Source organism: Staphylococcus sp. LKG3-1, assembly GCF_048568385.1.
GTDB lineage: Bacteria > Bacillota > Bacilli > Staphylococcales > Staphylococcaceae > Staphylococcus > Staphylococcus saprophyticus.
Window position 1 is genome coordinate 1202130 of record NZ_CP183796.1, and the last position, 15156, is coordinate 1217285.

At 34.4% G+C, this 15156-nt stretch carries 21 protein-coding genes; 1 reads left to right on the forward strand and 20 read right to left on the reverse strand.

Annotation, left to right across the window (positions count from 1 at the left end; translation table 11 throughout):
- Nucleotides 1-165 precede the first annotated feature (165 nt).
- Both ACM595_RS06015 and ACM595_RS06020 read right to left on the reverse strand, forming a co-directional pair.
- A complete protein-coding gene (locus tag ACM595_RS06015; protein WP_069838143.1) occupies nucleotides 166-1173 on the reverse strand; it encodes a zinc-binding alcohol dehydrogenase family protein in 1008 nt (335 codons plus the stop codon).
- Nucleotides 1174-1193: 20 nt separating this feature from the next.
- Entirely contained in the window at nucleotides 1194-2201 is a 1008-nt protein-coding gene (locus ACM595_RS06020; protein WP_002482647.1) for an NADP-dependent oxidoreductase, read from the reverse strand.
- A gap of 149 nt (nucleotides 2202-2350) precedes the next feature.
- Between ACM595_RS06020 and ACM595_RS06025 the strand changes: the two genes are divergently transcribed.
- The gene (locus tag ACM595_RS06025) at nucleotides 2351-3343 is read left to right on the forward strand and encodes an LLM class flavin-dependent oxidoreductase (RefSeq protein ID WP_419744476.1); all 993 of its coding nucleotides are present in this window, start codon (nucleotides 2351-2353) and stop codon (nucleotides 3341-3343) included.
- A gap of 50 nt (nucleotides 3344-3393) precedes the next feature.
- Here the strand turns inward: ACM595_RS06025 and ACM595_RS06030 are convergent, their stop codons facing one another.
- The 18 genes from ACM595_RS06030 to rpsE form a co-directional block, all read right to left on the reverse strand.
- Nucleotides 3394-4257 carry an alpha/beta hydrolase gene (locus tag ACM595_RS06030; RefSeq protein WP_037537961.1) on the reverse strand — a complete coding sequence of 288 codons (864 nt, stop codon included), beginning with the start codon at nucleotides 4255-4257 and terminating at the stop codon, nucleotides 3394-3396.
- A gap of 215 nt (nucleotides 4258-4472) precedes the next feature.
- Nucleotides 4473-4865 carry a 30S ribosomal protein S9 gene (gene rpsI / locus ACM595_RS06035; protein WP_002482644.1) on the reverse strand — a complete coding sequence of 131 codons (393 nt, stop codon included), beginning with the start codon at nucleotides 4863-4865 and terminating at the stop codon, nucleotides 4473-4475.
- Between the two features lie 19 nt (nucleotides 4866-4884).
- A complete protein-coding gene (gene rplM, locus ACM595_RS06040) occupies nucleotides 4885-5322 on the reverse strand; it encodes a 50S ribosomal protein L13 (RefSeq protein WP_002482643.1) in 438 nt (145 codons plus the stop codon).
- A 204-nt stretch (nucleotides 5323-5526) separates the two neighbouring features.
- Nucleotides 5527-6330: a tRNA pseudouridine(38-40) synthase TruA gene (gene truA / locus ACM595_RS06045; protein WP_011302610.1), complete on the reverse strand. Its 804-nt coding sequence runs from the start codon at nucleotides 6328-6330 to the stop codon at nucleotides 5527-5529.
- Between the two features lie 6 nt (nucleotides 6331-6336).
- The gene (locus ACM595_RS06050) at nucleotides 6337-7143 is read right to left on the reverse strand and encodes an energy-coupling factor transporter transmembrane component T family protein (RefSeq protein ID WP_002482641.1); all 807 of its coding nucleotides are present in this window, start codon (nucleotides 7141-7143) and stop codon (nucleotides 6337-6339) included.
- On the reverse strand, nucleotides 7133-7996 hold the full coding sequence (locus ACM595_RS06055; RefSeq protein ID WP_002482640.1) for an energy-coupling factor transporter ATPase: 864 nt from the start codon (nucleotides 7994-7996) through the stop codon (nucleotides 7133-7135). The genes ACM595_RS06050 and ACM595_RS06055 overlap by 11 nt, the downstream gene beginning before the upstream one ends.
- Complete coding sequence (locus ACM595_RS06060) at nucleotides 7993-8802, reverse strand: energy-coupling factor transporter ATPase (protein WP_115338416.1); 810 nt, start codon at nucleotides 8800-8802, stop codon at nucleotides 7993-7995. Before ACM595_RS06060 ends, ACM595_RS06055 begins: the two co-directional genes overlap by 4 nt.
- 496 nt (nucleotides 8803-9298) lie before the next feature.
- A complete protein-coding gene (rplQ, locus tag ACM595_RS06065; RefSeq protein WP_002482638.1) occupies nucleotides 9299-9667 on the reverse strand; it encodes a 50S ribosomal protein L17 in 369 nt (122 codons plus the stop codon).
- 18 nt (nucleotides 9668-9685) lie between these two features.
- Entirely contained in the window at nucleotides 9686-10630 is a 945-nt protein-coding gene (locus ACM595_RS06070; RefSeq protein ID WP_419744477.1) for a DNA-directed RNA polymerase subunit alpha, read from the reverse strand.
- 75 nt (nucleotides 10631-10705) lie between these two features.
- Nucleotides 10706-11095 carry a 30S ribosomal protein S11 gene (gene rpsK / locus ACM595_RS06075; protein ID WP_002482636.1) on the reverse strand — a complete coding sequence of 130 codons (390 nt, stop codon included), beginning with the start codon at nucleotides 11093-11095 and terminating at the stop codon, nucleotides 10706-10708.
- A gap of 23 nt (nucleotides 11096-11118) precedes the next feature.
- On the reverse strand, nucleotides 11119-11484 hold the full coding sequence (gene rpsM, locus ACM595_RS06080; protein ID WP_002482635.1) for a 30S ribosomal protein S13: 366 nt from the start codon (nucleotides 11482-11484) through the stop codon (nucleotides 11119-11121).
- Between the two features lie 21 nt (nucleotides 11485-11505).
- On the reverse strand, nucleotides 11506-11619 hold the full coding sequence (rpmJ, locus tag ACM595_RS06085) for a 50S ribosomal protein L36 (protein ID WP_002482634.1): 114 nt from the start codon (nucleotides 11617-11619) through the stop codon (nucleotides 11506-11508).
- 31 nt (nucleotides 11620-11650) lie between these two features.
- Nucleotides 11651-11869, reverse strand: a complete 219-nt coding sequence (gene infA / locus ACM595_RS06090) for a translation initiation factor IF-1 (protein WP_001118443.1) — start codon at nucleotides 11867-11869, stop codon at nucleotides 11651-11653.
- Between the two features lie 171 nt (nucleotides 11870-12040).
- Entirely contained in the window at nucleotides 12041-12691 is a 651-nt protein-coding gene (locus ACM595_RS06095) for an adenylate kinase (RefSeq protein WP_011302604.1), read from the reverse strand.
- A gap of 17 nt (nucleotides 12692-12708) precedes the next feature.
- Nucleotides 12709-14001, reverse strand: a complete 1293-nt coding sequence (gene secY / locus ACM595_RS06100; RefSeq protein WP_037537939.1) for a preprotein translocase subunit SecY — start codon at nucleotides 13999-14001, stop codon at nucleotides 12709-12711.
- Complete coding sequence (gene rplO / locus ACM595_RS06105; RefSeq protein WP_002482631.1) at nucleotides 14001-14441, reverse strand: 50S ribosomal protein L15; 441 nt, start codon at nucleotides 14439-14441, stop codon at nucleotides 14001-14003. Before rplO ends, secY begins: the two co-directional genes overlap by 1 nt.
- An 18-nt stretch (nucleotides 14442-14459) precedes the next feature.
- Nucleotides 14460-14639, reverse strand: a complete 180-nt coding sequence (rpmD, locus tag ACM595_RS06110; protein WP_002482630.1) for a 50S ribosomal protein L30 — start codon at nucleotides 14637-14639, stop codon at nucleotides 14460-14462.
- 16 nt (nucleotides 14640-14655) lie between these two features.
- The gene (rpsE, locus tag ACM595_RS06115; protein ID WP_011302602.1) at nucleotides 14656-15153 is read right to left on the reverse strand and encodes a 30S ribosomal protein S5; all 498 of its coding nucleotides are present in this window, start codon (nucleotides 15151-15153) and stop codon (nucleotides 14656-14658) included.
- Between the last annotated feature and the right edge of the window lie 3 nt (nucleotides 15154-15156).

A 15156-nucleotide genomic window follows, 5' to 3' on the forward strand; every position in this document is an offset into this window, starting at 1 on the left:
TATATTCGTATACAGCGAACAGTGTTACAGATAATTAAACATTAATAATCACGCTTCAAAATTAAAAAAACATCTTTTAAATTAACCATTGCTAACTGGCCTAATTTAAAAGATGTTTATAATACGTTTATATTGCATGTTTAAATAAAATGACTTTGTTTACACTTATAGTTTAATAACCAGTTTGCCTATCATTCCTTGGTTTTCAAGTTTAACATGCGCCTCGTATAAATGATCGACAGTTAAACCTTCAATCACTTCTGTAACAGTTGGTTTATAAATACCCGCTTCGATTTTTTCAGTTATATCTGTTAAATAATCACGATGTATTTGCATATCTTCTGTTTCATGAATTGGACGGGCTGACATGAATTCATGTGTGAATGTAATACTTTTAGGTTTGAGTAAGTTTAAATCTTGCTTATTGTTAAAGGCTACAATCGTAACTATCGTGCCTCTAGGTTTTACTAATTCAATCATCTTTTCATAGTACATATCCGTATCAAATGTACAGAAGATATAATCTACTTCACTTATTTCATATTTCTTGAATTCTTCAGCTAAATCATTTTTATGGTTAAGTACAATGTCTGCACCCATATCTTTGGACCAATTAATTGTTTCTTCACGTGATGCTGTTGTAATAACATTTAAACCGTAATGCTTTGCGATTTGCGTAGCGATACTTCCTACACCGCCTGCACCATTAATAATTAAGATAGATTTACCTTTGTTTTCTTCTGGATTAAATGAAATTTTAAAAACATCAAATAATGTTTCATATGCTGTAAGTCCTGTTAAAGGCAAGCTTGCCGCTTCCACATTTGATATATTCTTTGGTTTTTTAGCAACTAATCGTTCATCTACTAATTGCAAAACTTGGTTAGACCCTTGATATTTTGGAGATCCAGAATAATATACCTCATCACCAACATTAAAATGGCTTACATCTGGTCCTACGGCCTCAACAATACCTACACCATCATAGCCCAATATGCGTGGTGCATGCTCTACTGGTGTTTTTCTTATTTTTGTATCTACCGGATTCACACTGATTGTTTTAACACGAACCAGTAATTCATATTGCTTTGGTTGTGGCGTTTCAGTATCAAACTCGTAAAATAAATTACCTTCATCTAAATTAAAATTTTTATCTGCACCGATCGCTTTCATAACATGCATCTCCTTAATAATTAGTTATTATCCGAAACTTGAACGACTTGTTTACCAAAGTTATCACCTGTAAATAAGTTTCTAAAGGCTTCTGGTACATTGTCGAATCCTTCCATTACTGAAGTTTTTGTTTTAATCTTATCTTCTTGTACCCATTGCGCAAGTTTTTTACTTGCATTAGCAAAATCATCGGCATAATTTGCCACGATAAAGCCTTGCATTAAGGCCTGTGATTTAATAATAATTGGCTGAATACGTGGGCCATATTCTATTTCTGTATTATTGTAACCTGAAATAGCACCGCACACAGGTATACGTGCAAATTGATTTAAGTGTTTCATTACTTCATCTCCGACAGTACCGCCAACATTTTCAAAGTAAACATCTACACCATTAGGTACTGCTTTGGACAGTGCTTCTGAAAAGTTATCTGCTTTATAGTCAACAGCCTCATCAAATCCTAAAGAGTCAGTTAAGTAGTTCGTTTTTTCTTTGCCACCAGCAATCCCCACTACGTGTGCGCCTTTTAATTTAGCTATCTGACCCACTACTGAACCTACCGCACCTGAAGCGGCTGATACTACAACCGTTTCTCCTTCTTGGGGTTGTCCAATTTTTAATAAACCATGATATGCCGTTTGTCCCGTCATACCTAGTACACTTAGATATAAATATAAAGGGATATTCGTTTGCGTAACCTTAATGGCATGCTTTGCTTTTACATTCACAACTTTTTGCCAAGGGAAAGTACCTGTAACAATGTCACCTTTATTGAACCCATCCGCATTGGATTCAGTTACTTTACCAACGATGTGACCATTCATTGCTTCATTTAATTGGAATGGTGTAATATATGATTTACTATCATCCATTCGACCTCTCATGTATGGATCTACTGAAATATAGAGCGTCTCAATTTGTATTTCTTCACTATCTGGCATACCAACTTCAACTGTTTCATACTTGAATACATCATTAGAAGGAATACCTTCTGGTCTTTTGGCTAATACGATTCTTTCTGTTTTCATTATATTGCCTCCATTCACTCTTTTTTTATATTCTATAGAGATAGTTTTGTTCTATCAATCAAATCGCTTATTTAACCTTATCCGCTCATGTTATGATTTGGCTATATTACACAAATTAAACTTAATATTGAAGATTGGGGAAATCTATTGTGAAACTAAGTATATTAGATTATGTTCCAATATTTGAAGGACGTAGTGCAACAGACGCAATCAATCACGCTGTAGCTTTAGCACAATTATCCGAACAATTAGGTTATCAACGTTATTGGATTGCAGAACATCACCAAGTATTGTCTGTTGCTTCTAGCGCACCTGAAATGCTAATGATGTCTTTATTAGAAAATACGACATCGATTAAAATTGGCAGTGGCGGTATCATGTTACCTCACTATAGTGCCTATAAAGTCGCTGAAATATTTAAAGTTATGGAAGCACGCCATCCAAACCGTGTAAACATAGGTACTGGTCATTCTCCAAGTTATAATAATGTCAATCAAGCACTAAATGAATTTAAATCAGAGCAACCTGACTACTTAACGCAAATTAAAGATTTAATACATTATTTTAATGATGACACAGATAGTAACCACCGTTATAAGGATTTACGTGCCACACCGATAATAGAAACCAAACCGGATATGTTCATCTTAGGTACAAGTAAAACAAGCGCTACACTTGCGGCTAAACAAGGGCTCTCTTTTGTCATTGCGAACATGGGGCAAAATAAAAATCAAATACAATCAGTGATTAATCATTATCGTTGGTTGTTCAAACAATATCACACAGCAAAACAGTCATATGTAATTATGTCTTCTTTCATCATAACAGCTACCGACGCAAGTCAGCGTGAGTCATTAGCACATGCTTTTCATCTATGGTTATTGCGAATTAACTACTTGGATCAACCTAAATTTTATCCGTCGACCTCTTATGCAGCACAACGAAAATATTCGTCCCGCGAATTAGAAAAAATAGAACAACATCAAAATAGAGTTATCGTAGGTTCTCCAGATGAAGTCATCTCAAAATTAAAATTAATGATGACAGATTTTGATATTGACGAAATCATGATTCAACCACACGTATTTGGTGAAGAAAATCGTAAATCATTATTAAATTTATTATCTCAAGCTAATGCTTAAATAAGCCAGTGCTACCAACATGATGATTGGGTAGACACTGGCTTATTTTGTTAATGCTTTTCATTTCCCCATAAAAATGTGTTGATTTTATCTATGACAGTTTGATTATCATGTAATTCACTATGTTCTGCTTGAGGACCCGTCACTTTAAAGGTTTCATAACTTGCTATGTGATCTCCTAGTAAATATTCCAACGATTTTGAAGATACATTTGTTACACGTCCATCTGAATGTGTGCCATCGCCAATATCACCATAAATATTTAACACATGAGCATCTTTAGGATATTCATGCTTCATTGGTAATATATCTTTATAATCTTTTAACATTAAATTAGGTTTTCCTTGATTGTTCAATGTTATATTTAAATCTAAACCATTGATGTCTACTTCGCCGTTAAAATTTCCTGCTAAACTAACTTGTTTATTTAGTTTTGGTAAATGCAGATCATCGCCATAATTCAACATATAATAACTGAAAGATTGATTACCCATGGAGTGTGCTACAAAATTAAATTTATTAAAATGATACTGTGTCATGGTCGCAATGATGACATTTCGAATCCACTGTGCATTTTTGTTTAAATCTTTATTTGTATTATCTTCTAAAATAATGTCAATGATTGGATTTTTCGCATTAAAATTTAAATCCCCTTCAAATGTCACCATTCCATTTCGAGATACCCTTGCACTAACAACATCTTTTTCATTATCTAATTGGTAAGCAGCGTTCACTAATAACTTCATTGAGTTTCCTGTACCTGCATAACCATGTAAATAAAACGTGGGTATATGACTACGATCGTTATGACTAATTTTTCTATTGTCGTTAAATTTAAAAATTGAAATTGTAATGATGACAAATAAAATAATCATCATTACGATAGTTGTATATATCGCTGTTCTCTTTTTCATATTCGTACTCCAAATTAAAAAATTGTGTACTACTATTATAGATTAAATGACTCAAATAAGCATCATTTAGTAGTCATTGTGATATCTATAATAAAAAAAAAGCTCCAGCTTATGCTGGAGCTTTAAAACGATGATTAATTTGAACACAAATTGCTGTTGCAACTCGTGTAGCAAATCTGTAAGCGAACAATAGATTCGCAACAGTTTCGGTAATATTAACGTTTTGAGAATTGTGGTGAACGACGAGCTTTTTTAAGACCTGGTTTTTTACGTTCTTTCATACGTGGGTCACGAGTAAGTAATCCAGCGCGTTTTAAAGAACCTCTGTATTCAGGATCAGCTTCTAATAATGCACGAGAAATTCCGTGACGGATTGCTTGAGCTTGTCCAGTAAATCCTCCACCTTGAACGTTAACTAATACATCATAGTTACCTTTAGTTTCTGTTACATCGAATGCTTGGTTAATGTCTAAAATTAATGATTCGAATGGTAAATAGCTACGTACATCGCGACCGTTTACAGTAATATTACCTTCGCCTGGTACTAAACGTACACGTGCTACTGAGTTTTTACGACGGCCTGTGCCTCTATATTCAACTTGTGCCAATGTAATTTCCTCCTTTTAATTAACCACGTAACTCGTAGTTTTCTGGTTGTTGTGCAGCGTGTGGATGTTCAGCGCCACCATATACAAATAATTTTTTACCTTGTTTTTCACCTAAACGAGTGCTTGGTAACATTCCTTTAATTGAATTTTCAAGTAAACGTTCTGGGTTATTCGCTTTTAACTCACCAGCTGAAATTGATTTAATTCCGCCTGGGTGGTTAGAGTGACGATAGTACATTTTATCGCGCTCTTTATTACCAGTGAAATGGATTTTTGAAGCGTTGATGACGATTACGTAATCACCTGTATCAACGTGTGGTGTATAAGTTACTTTATTTTTACCGCGTAAAATAGCTGCTACTTCTGATGATAAACGACCAAATGTTTTACCTTCAGCATCAATAACATACCATTTGCGCTCAATGTTTGATTCATTAGCCATAAATGTTTGACGCATATAATTGTCCTCCTAGAATGAATAAATGTTTCTCGTTTAATAGTTTATACTTTTTAAAACTTAGATTTCATTTATTTTATTAATTGTTTGTTTCTACGTGCTTCTATATCGTGTTACACAATAAGATTCCGGGGCTTATCGTGGGTGATATAAAACAATACCGTTAGTAATCGTATAATTTTTCTGTCGTTTTGTCAATCTAATTTAAAGATTTTGTGATGATTTTTTTTGATGTATTTTTATATTATTACCAAAGTCTTGAATTAATTCATTGGGTGTTAAATAAATCTTCTCTAAGTACAATCCTTCAGCCGGCGCGGTAAAGGGAACTTGATTACGATCTCTTGCTTCTAATAACTGTGGGACCTCTTGTGGTTCTCTCTTGCCTTTACCCACTTCTATTAAAAATGCAATTAACACACGTACCATATTATATAGGAATCCAGAGCCTGTGACAATATAGTCAAAGCCACTTTCTGTCTTTTCTATGCGACTTTCATATAATGTTCTTATCTTACTTTCAACCTCAGTCTTCTGAGAACAAAAGCCTGTGAAATCATGTGTTCCTATAAAATGTTGCGCTGCCATATTCATCTTTTCAATATCTAACTGTTCAGGCACATAAGTTTTTAATCCACAAAGAAATGGATCTTTATGGGCTGATTGATAAATCTTATAACGGTAAGATTTTCCAACGCAATCATATCTACAATGAAAATCATCATTAACAAAAGAAACATCATTGACATAAATATCATCTGGTAGCGCACGGTTCATTGCATATTGCCATTGCTGTTCTGGAATATTTAATTCTGTATCAAAATGAAAATACTGTTCAATCGCATGTACGCCTCTGTCGGTTCTACTACTTGGATGTATTCTTACCTCATGCTTATGCATGCGTTTTAATATCTTTTCAAATTGCTGTTGAATGGTTCTTCCGTGTTGCTGAATTTGGAAACCAAGAAACTGGCTCCCTTGGTATGAAATATTAACTAAGACTCGCATCTGTTATTACACTCCTAAATATTTTAAACCAAATAATATAATGGCAATGGGTATAATCAAAATTAATGTAATTGTATCCTTAAACTGCCACTCTAATCTGCGATAGCTGGTACGTATTTTTTGAGTATCGTACCCTCTTACTTCCATGGCTATAGCTAAATCTTCTGCTCTTTGGAAAGCTGAAATAAATAATGGGATAAGTAAGGGTATAAATGCTTTGATTCTGTTAATAAGTCCACCTGAACTTATTTCTGAACCACGTGATTTTTGCGCTAAAATAATTTTATCTAATTCATTCATTAATGTTGGTATAAATCTAAGTGCAATGGACATCATCATACTCAATTGATGTACTGGTATTTTAACAATTTTAAGCGGTGATAATAATCGTTCAAACGCATCAGTCAAATCTATCGGACTTGTACTTAAGGTCATAATCGTTGATATCATGATAATAAACATCAGTCTAAGTACAATATAGATACCTTCTAGAATACCCTGTATATCTATAGAAATAAATCCTATTTCAAATATGCGTGAACCACCTTTAGTTAGAAATAAATGCATAAGAAAGGTAAATATTAAAAATATCCATATTGGTGTTAATCCCTTAATTAAGAACCAAAATTTTATATGTGCTAATTTCATAATGCTAATTATCAAAATAAATAACCATAAATATGTTCCAAATGAGTGTGCAAAAAATATTAACACAATAAATAAAAATACAAATATTAATTTAACTCTAGGATCCAAATGATGGATAATTGTATTTAAAGGAAGATAGCGTCCAATTATAAACTTATCTTTCATCTTCTTGCCACTCCTTATACATATCAATAAATTCATCTTCTGTTAATGCTATTTTATTGAAATAATATTGATATTTATCCTCAATATCTCTTTGCAATTTTACAACATCTGGAACATCTAAATGCAATTGATTAACATAATTCGTATCACTAAACAACTTTCTAGGTGAGCATGCTTCGACGAGTTGACCTTGTTTCATTATTTTTATTTCATCCACATATTTTGCAACATCATTCATTTCGTGTGTCACAAGTATGATTGTTTTATTTTGTTCTACTTGCAGTTTTTTAATCATTTTCATTATTTGATCTCTACTTTTTGGATCAAGTCCAGCCGTAGGTTCATCTAATATAACGATATCTGGATCCATAGCCAATATAGATGTTATAGCAATTTTTCGCATCTGACCACCAGACATCTGAAAAGGTGATTGCTGCAATATATCTCTACTAAAACCAAAATCGATTAATAGCTTATATGCACGTGCTTTTACTTCATCTATAGGCATATTAAAGTTTTTTGGACCAAACAATATTTCTCTTTCTACTGAATCTTCAAAGAGTTGTGATTCAGGAAATTGGAACACAACACCGATACGCTTACGAATTTGTTTCAATACTTTATCCTTAGTTTTATGGGTAATGGTTATATCATCGATTTGCAATTTACCGGTAGAAGGTTTAAGTAAACCATTAAAATGCTGGATTAATGTCGATTTACCAGAACCAGTTTGACCTATGACTGCGTAATATTTCCCTTGTTGAAATGTAGTTTCAATATCCCTTAAAGCTACATGTTCAAATGGGGTGCCCTTTTGATATACATAACTTACTTGATTAAATTTGACTGTCATATTTTTTTTACCAGCCCTTCATAAGTTATAAAATCCGTGCTCCCCAACAAAGTACGTGCCATGCGAATAGAAAAAGGTAAATCTAATCCAATTTCCGTCAGACCGTCTCCATCATTAAATACATGTTGCGGCTTACCTGTTTGATATACTTCACCATCATTTAAGACAACTAAATAATCTGCTTCTGCAGCTTCAGTTAAGTCATGTGTAATAGAAATGATTGTAACCTCTTTTTCTTCTTTCAAGCGATGGATTAAACTAATAAGTTCTTTTCTTCCTGCTGGATCTAACATAGACGTTGCCTCATCCAATATAATTACATCTGTATTTAATGCAAGAACACCAGCAATTGCAACCCGTTGTTTTTGACCACCAGAGAGTGACTGTGGCTCATAATCTGCTCTATCTAACATTTCAACGTCTTCCAACGCTTTGGGCACTATACGTTGCATATCGTCATATGAGACGCTATTATTTTCAAGTCCAAAAGCGACATCGAACGCTACTGTAGAACCCACAAACTGATTTTCTGGATTTTGAAAGACAATGCCTATATGCTGTCTCAAACCACTCAAATTTTGTTGGTTAATACATTGATTACGAAAATAAATATGCCCATCACTAGGTTTTTCAATACCGACCATTAATTTTGCAATCGTAGATTTACCAGAACCATTATGACCAACAATTGAAGTCCATTTCCCTTTTGGAATGCCAAAAGATACATCATTTAACGCAAGTGGCTCATCACTATTATATTTAAATCTAACATGGTTAAATGTAATAATATTGTCATGCGTATCCATATCTCTAGCCTCCCAATTAATCATAACGTTTTTTATATACCTTATCTATTTTACATGAAAAGGTAATCTAAAGAAAGTTTAGATAGTTAATCATTGTGACAAAATCAATCCGTATTCTAATTTAAAAACGTGTTTATGTTCCAATAATTAATGTTTACTATTGCTCCGCAATTGCATAAGACCCCCTAAATTCCTTTGGAATTATGGTTCAGTCGATTACTATTGCTCCGCAATTGCATAAGACCCCCTAAATTCCTTTGGAATTATGGTTCAGTCGATTACTATTGCTCCGCAATTGCATAAGACCCCCTAAATTCCTTTGGAATTAAGGGGGTCTAATAATATAAAAAAGCGCGCACCCCATCATCATTTTTGAGTTCACGCTTTAAAGTTTTATTTAGTTTTGATGGGGTACTCTGAGCTAGACAATATTTGTATGTGGCAAACATTATCGTTGCACTCATTTGCTTTATATATAGTAGTACATGTATTTAAATTAAACTAATTCAATAATTACTGATTCAGCACCATCGCCGCGACGAGGACCTACTTTAAGAATACGAGTGTAACCGCCTTGACGTTCTGTATAACGTTCAGCAACTTCACCGAATAATTTTTGTAATGCAGTTTGTACTGTTTCATCTTCGTTTAAGATTTCAACATTACGTAAAGTTTTAGCTGCTTGACGACGTGAAGCTAAATCGCCTTTTTTACCTAAAGTGATTAATTTTTCAACAACACTACGTAATTCTTTTGCACGCGCTTCTGTAGTTTCAACACGTTCACTAACGATAAGTGAAGTAGCTAAGTCACGTAACATCGCTTTACGTTGATCAGAAGTACGACCTAATTTTCTGTAACCCATGAGTTAACCTCCTTTATATTAATCTTCTTTTCTTAAACCTAAACCTAGGTCTTCAAGTTTATACTTAACTTCTTCTAAAGATTTACGACCTAAATTACGTACTTTCATCATATCTGCTTCAGATTTATCAGCTAATTCTTGAACAGAGTTGATACCTGCACGTTTTAAGCAATTGTATGAACGTACTGATAAGTCTAATTCTTCAATAGACATTTCAAGTACTTTTTCTTTTTGATCCTCTTCTTTTTCAATCATGATTTCAGCATTTTGTGCTTGATCAGTTAATCCAACGAAGATATTCAAGTGTTCAGTTAAGATTTTTGCAGCTAATGAAACTGACTCTTGTGGTGTGATTGAACCATTTGTCCAAACATCCAATGTCAATTTATCAAAATCACTACTTTGACCCACACGTGTGTTTTCTACAGTGTAGTTAACACGTTCAACTGGAGAATAAAGTGAGTCGACTGGAATTACACCAATTGGTAAATCACTAGTTTTGTTTTGTTCTGCTAATGCGTAACCTCTACCCTTGTTAGCAACTAGACGGATTTTTAAATGTCCACCTTTTGAAACTGTTGCAATTTTAATCTCAGGATTTAAAATTTCAACATCACTATCATGAGTAATGTCACTTCCAGTTACATCGCCTTCATCTTTAACATCAATTTCTAAAGTTTTATCTTCTTCAGAATAGATTTTCAATGCTAGTTTTTTGATGTTCATAATAATTGTAGATACATCTTCAACGACATTGTCTATTGCTGAGAATTCGTGTAATACGCCTTCGATCTCAATGTACTTAACGGCTGCACCTGGTAATGAAGATAGTAGGATACGACGTAAGGAGTTTCCTAGTGTAGTACCGTAGCCACGTTCTAGTGGTTCAACAACGAACTTACCGAATTTAGCATCTTCACTAATTTCAATTGTTTCAATTCTAGGTTTTTCGATTTCAATCATTTACAAATATCCTCCTTGTTTACGTCGATTGATTTTTACTGTATTTCTCAGTGACCTGCGACAATAACAATAAAATTATACGCGACGACGTTTTGGCGGACGACAACCATTATGTGGTACTGGAGTAACGTCACGGATTGCAGTTACTTCTAATCCAGCTGATTGTAACGCACGGATAGCTGATTCACGACCAGGACCTGGACCTTTTACAGTAACTTCAACAGATTTTAAACCATGTTCCATAGCTGTTTTTGAAGCAGTTTCTGATGCCATTTGAGCTGCAAATGGAGTTGATTTTTTTGAACCTTTAAATCCTAATGCACCTGCTGATGACCATGATAACGCATTACCAAATTCATCAGTAATAGTTACGATTGTATTATTGAATGTTGAACGGATGTGTGCCACACCATTTTCAATATTCTTTTTCACTCTACGTTTACGAGATACTTGTTTACGTGCCATTTAAATTTTGCCTCCTTTACCTATTATTTTTTCTTGTTAGCTACAGTTTTAACTGGGCCTTTACGAGTACGAGCATTGTTTTTTGTTTTTTGTCCGCGAACTGGTAATCCACGACGGTGACGGATACCACGGTATGATGAGATTTCCATTAAACGTTTAATGTTTAAGTTTTGCTCACGACGTAAGTCACCTTCTACTTTATAGTTGTCAACAACTTCACGGATACGACCTAATTCATCATCAGTTAAATCTTTAACGCGTGTTTCTGGTGATACGTTAGCTTCTTCAGCAATTTTGTTAGCTGTAGTAGTACCGATACCGTACACATAAGTTAATGAAATAACAATACGTTTTTCACGTGGAATATCTACTCCTGCAATACGTGCCATAATTATTTACACCTCTCTTTATTAACCTTGTCTTTGTTTATGTTTTGGGTTGCTACAAATTACCATTACTTTACCTTTACGTTTAATGACTTTACATTTTTCGCAAATTGGTTTTACTGATGGTCTTACTTTCATTTTTAAACCTCCCTATATTATGGAGTGACGATTATTTATAACGATACGTAATTCTTCCGCGTGTTAAATCATACGGAGACATTTCTACTGTTACTTTGTCGCCAGGTAGAATACGAATATAATTCATTCTAATTTTACCACTTACGTGAGCTAAAATTTCATGACCATTTTCTAATTCTACTTTAAACATTGCATTTGGTAAAGTATCTAATACAGTACCTTCTAATTCAATTACATCTTGTTTAGCCATTAATTAACTTCCCCCTTTATGAAATAGTCGGTTATCGTCAAAAATCAACTCTAACCATACGTGTCTATAAGTGTTGTTAATCAGTTTAACAAATATAATGAATTACGTAATCGCATTGTCACTCTTATTTAATTATACCTTTGACATTACATAGACCGTACAAAGTTGATCTTATTTTAAATCTTCTAAGATATCAATGACGTCGTTTGTAACGACTTTAATATCTCTAGAACCATCAATGTTTTTCAAAACATTTTTATTATCATAGAATTCTAAGATAGGTTTAGATTGTTTTACATTGACGTTTAAACGATTAGCAACTGTTTCTGGGTTGTCATCTTCACGTTGATATAATTTACCACCGTCAAGATCACAAATACCATCAACTTTTGGAGGATTGAATACAAGATGATAAGTTGTTCCGCATTTCTCACAGATTCTACGACCAGTGAGGCGGTTCATTAATTCTTCTTCAGGTACCTCTATATTGATAACAGCATCAATTTCTCTATCTAATTCTTTCATGATATTACTTAATGCTTCAGCTTGTTCAATAGTACGAGGAAAGCCGTCAAGTAAGAATCCTTTTTTCGCATCGTCTTCAGATATTCTATCTTTAACGATACCCACAGTAACTTCATCAGGGACTAATTCTCCACGATCCATGTACGATTTAGCTTCTTTACCTAAATCCGTTTCATCTTTAATCGCTTTTCTGAACATGTCACCAGTAGATATGTGTGGAATTGGGAATTTCTTAACAATTTCACTCGCTTGAGTTCCTTTACCTGCACCAGGTAAACCCATTAAAATGATATTCATAAATGCCCTCCTACAATTTATCTACCACCAAAGCCTCTATAATCTTTTTGGCTCACTTGAGCTTCTAGACTTTTCATTGTTTCAATCGCTACACCAATTACAATTAGTAAGCTCGTACCACCAACCTGAATAGACTGTGGTAAGCTCATTACTTTCGTTGCAATAATTGGCAGAATCGCTATTACAGCTAAGAATATTGATCCGACAAAAGTTAAACGATAGAGAACTCTAGTAATATATTTTTTGGTTTGTTCGCCAGGTCTAATACCTGGAACATAACTTCCTTGTTTCTTCAGGTTATCTGCCATCTTTTCAGGATTAACTTGTACAAATGCATAGAAGTAAGCAAATGCTATGATGAGTACAACGTACACAATCATACCAATGTTATTCGATGGATTTGCCACGTCTGATACCTTTTGCGCCCAACTTGCGTCAGGGAAAAACAATGTCAATGTTCTTGGTAACAAGAAGAATGCCATTGCAAAGATAACTGGGATAACACCTGCAGAGTTAACTTTCAAAGGTAAATATGTTGCTTGTGAACCTAATCGTTGTGCTGATTGTTTCTTCGCATATTGAATTGGAATTTTACGAATAGCTTGTAGTACATATATTGCACCAACCGTTAATAATATCATTCCAATAATTAAGCCAATTACTTTCAACCAAGCCATAGAAGTATCATCTTGGCCAACAAAGGCCTGTTGATAAAACTGGATTAGTGATGAAGGTAATGAAGACAAAATACCAGCGAAGATGATAATGGAAATACCATTACCAACACCGAATTGAGTGATTTGTTCACCTAACCATATTAAGAATGCTGTTCCAGCTGTTAAAACAACAGCGATTAATAAATAACTAAGAATCGATTGATCCATGATCAATTGACCTTTTAAATAATTATTAAATTGGAAAGCCATCCCAATAGATTGGATAAAAGCAAGTACAATAGCAAAATAACGCGTTACGTTATTAAGTTTCTTTCTACCTGCATCACCTTGTTTTGCCCACTCTGAAAACTTCGGAACAATATCCATTTGTAATAACTGCATTACGATTGACGCAGTAATATAAGGCATTATACCCATGGCAAAGATAGAAAAGTTCTTCAAGGCTCCGCCACCAAATGTATTTAACAAGTCAGTGACACCTTGAGAACCTTGTTGACTGTCAAAAGCAGCTGGGTTAACACCAGGTGCTGGAATATAAGTACCTATTTTAAAAATAACTAACATTGCGAGAGTAAAAAAGATCTTGTTACGAACTTCTTTTGTTTTAAAGAAGCTCACAAGCGTTTCAAACATTAGATCACCTCGTGTGCTCCGCCTTTTGCATCAATAGCTTCTGCTGCAGATGCAGAGAATTTGCTAGCTTTAACTGTTAGTTTTTTATCAAGAGAACCAGTACCTAGTATTTTAATACCAGATTTTTCACTCTTAACTACACCAGATTCTACTAATAAAGCAGGAGTTACTTCAGTACCATCTTCAAATTTATTAAGTTGGTCTAAGTTAACAATAGCATATTCTTTACGGTTGATGTTAGTAAAACCTCGTTTTGGTAAGCGACGGAATAATGGTAATTGTCCACCTTCGAAGCCTGGTCTTACACTACCACCTGAACGCGCTTTTTGTCCTTTTTGTCCACGACCACTAGTTTTACCGTTACCAGTAGCTGCACCACGTCCAACGCGGTTACGAACTTTACGAGAACCTTCTGCTGGTTTTAACTCATGTAATTTCATATCGGCACCTCCTTAAAATTATTTTTCTTCTACTGTCACTAAGTGACTTACTTTGTTGATTTGCCCACGAATAGCAGGGTTATCTTCAACAACTACTGAAGAGTTTGTTTTTTTCAAACCTAAAGCTTCAACAGTTTTACGTTGTGTTTCTGGACGACCTATAACACTACGAGTGAGGGTAATTTGTAATTTAGCCATAACTTATTTTCCCTCCTTAATTGTATAATTCTTCTACTGATTTGCCGCGTAATTTCGCAACATCTTCAGCATTTTTAAGGTTTTTTAATCCATTGATTGTAGCACGAACCATGTTAATTGGTGTATTTGAACCTAAAGATTTACTTAAGATATCAGTGATACCCGCTAATTCTAATACCGCACGAACAGGGCCACCTGCGATTACACCAGTACCTGGTGCAGCTGGTTTCATAAATACACTGCCTGAACTGAAACGTCCAGTAATTGTGTGAGGTGTTGTACCTTCAACACGTGGAACTACAACTAAATCTTTTTTAGCTGCTTCAACTGCTTTTTTAATTGCTTCAGGTACCTCTTGTGCTTTACCAGTACCGAAACCAACGCGACCGTTCTTATCTCCAACTACTACTAATGCAGTGAAACGGAAACGACGACCACCTTTTACAACTTTCGCAACACGGTTAATTGTAACAACGCGTTCTTCAAATTCTTTCGCTTCTTCTCTACGAGCCATGTA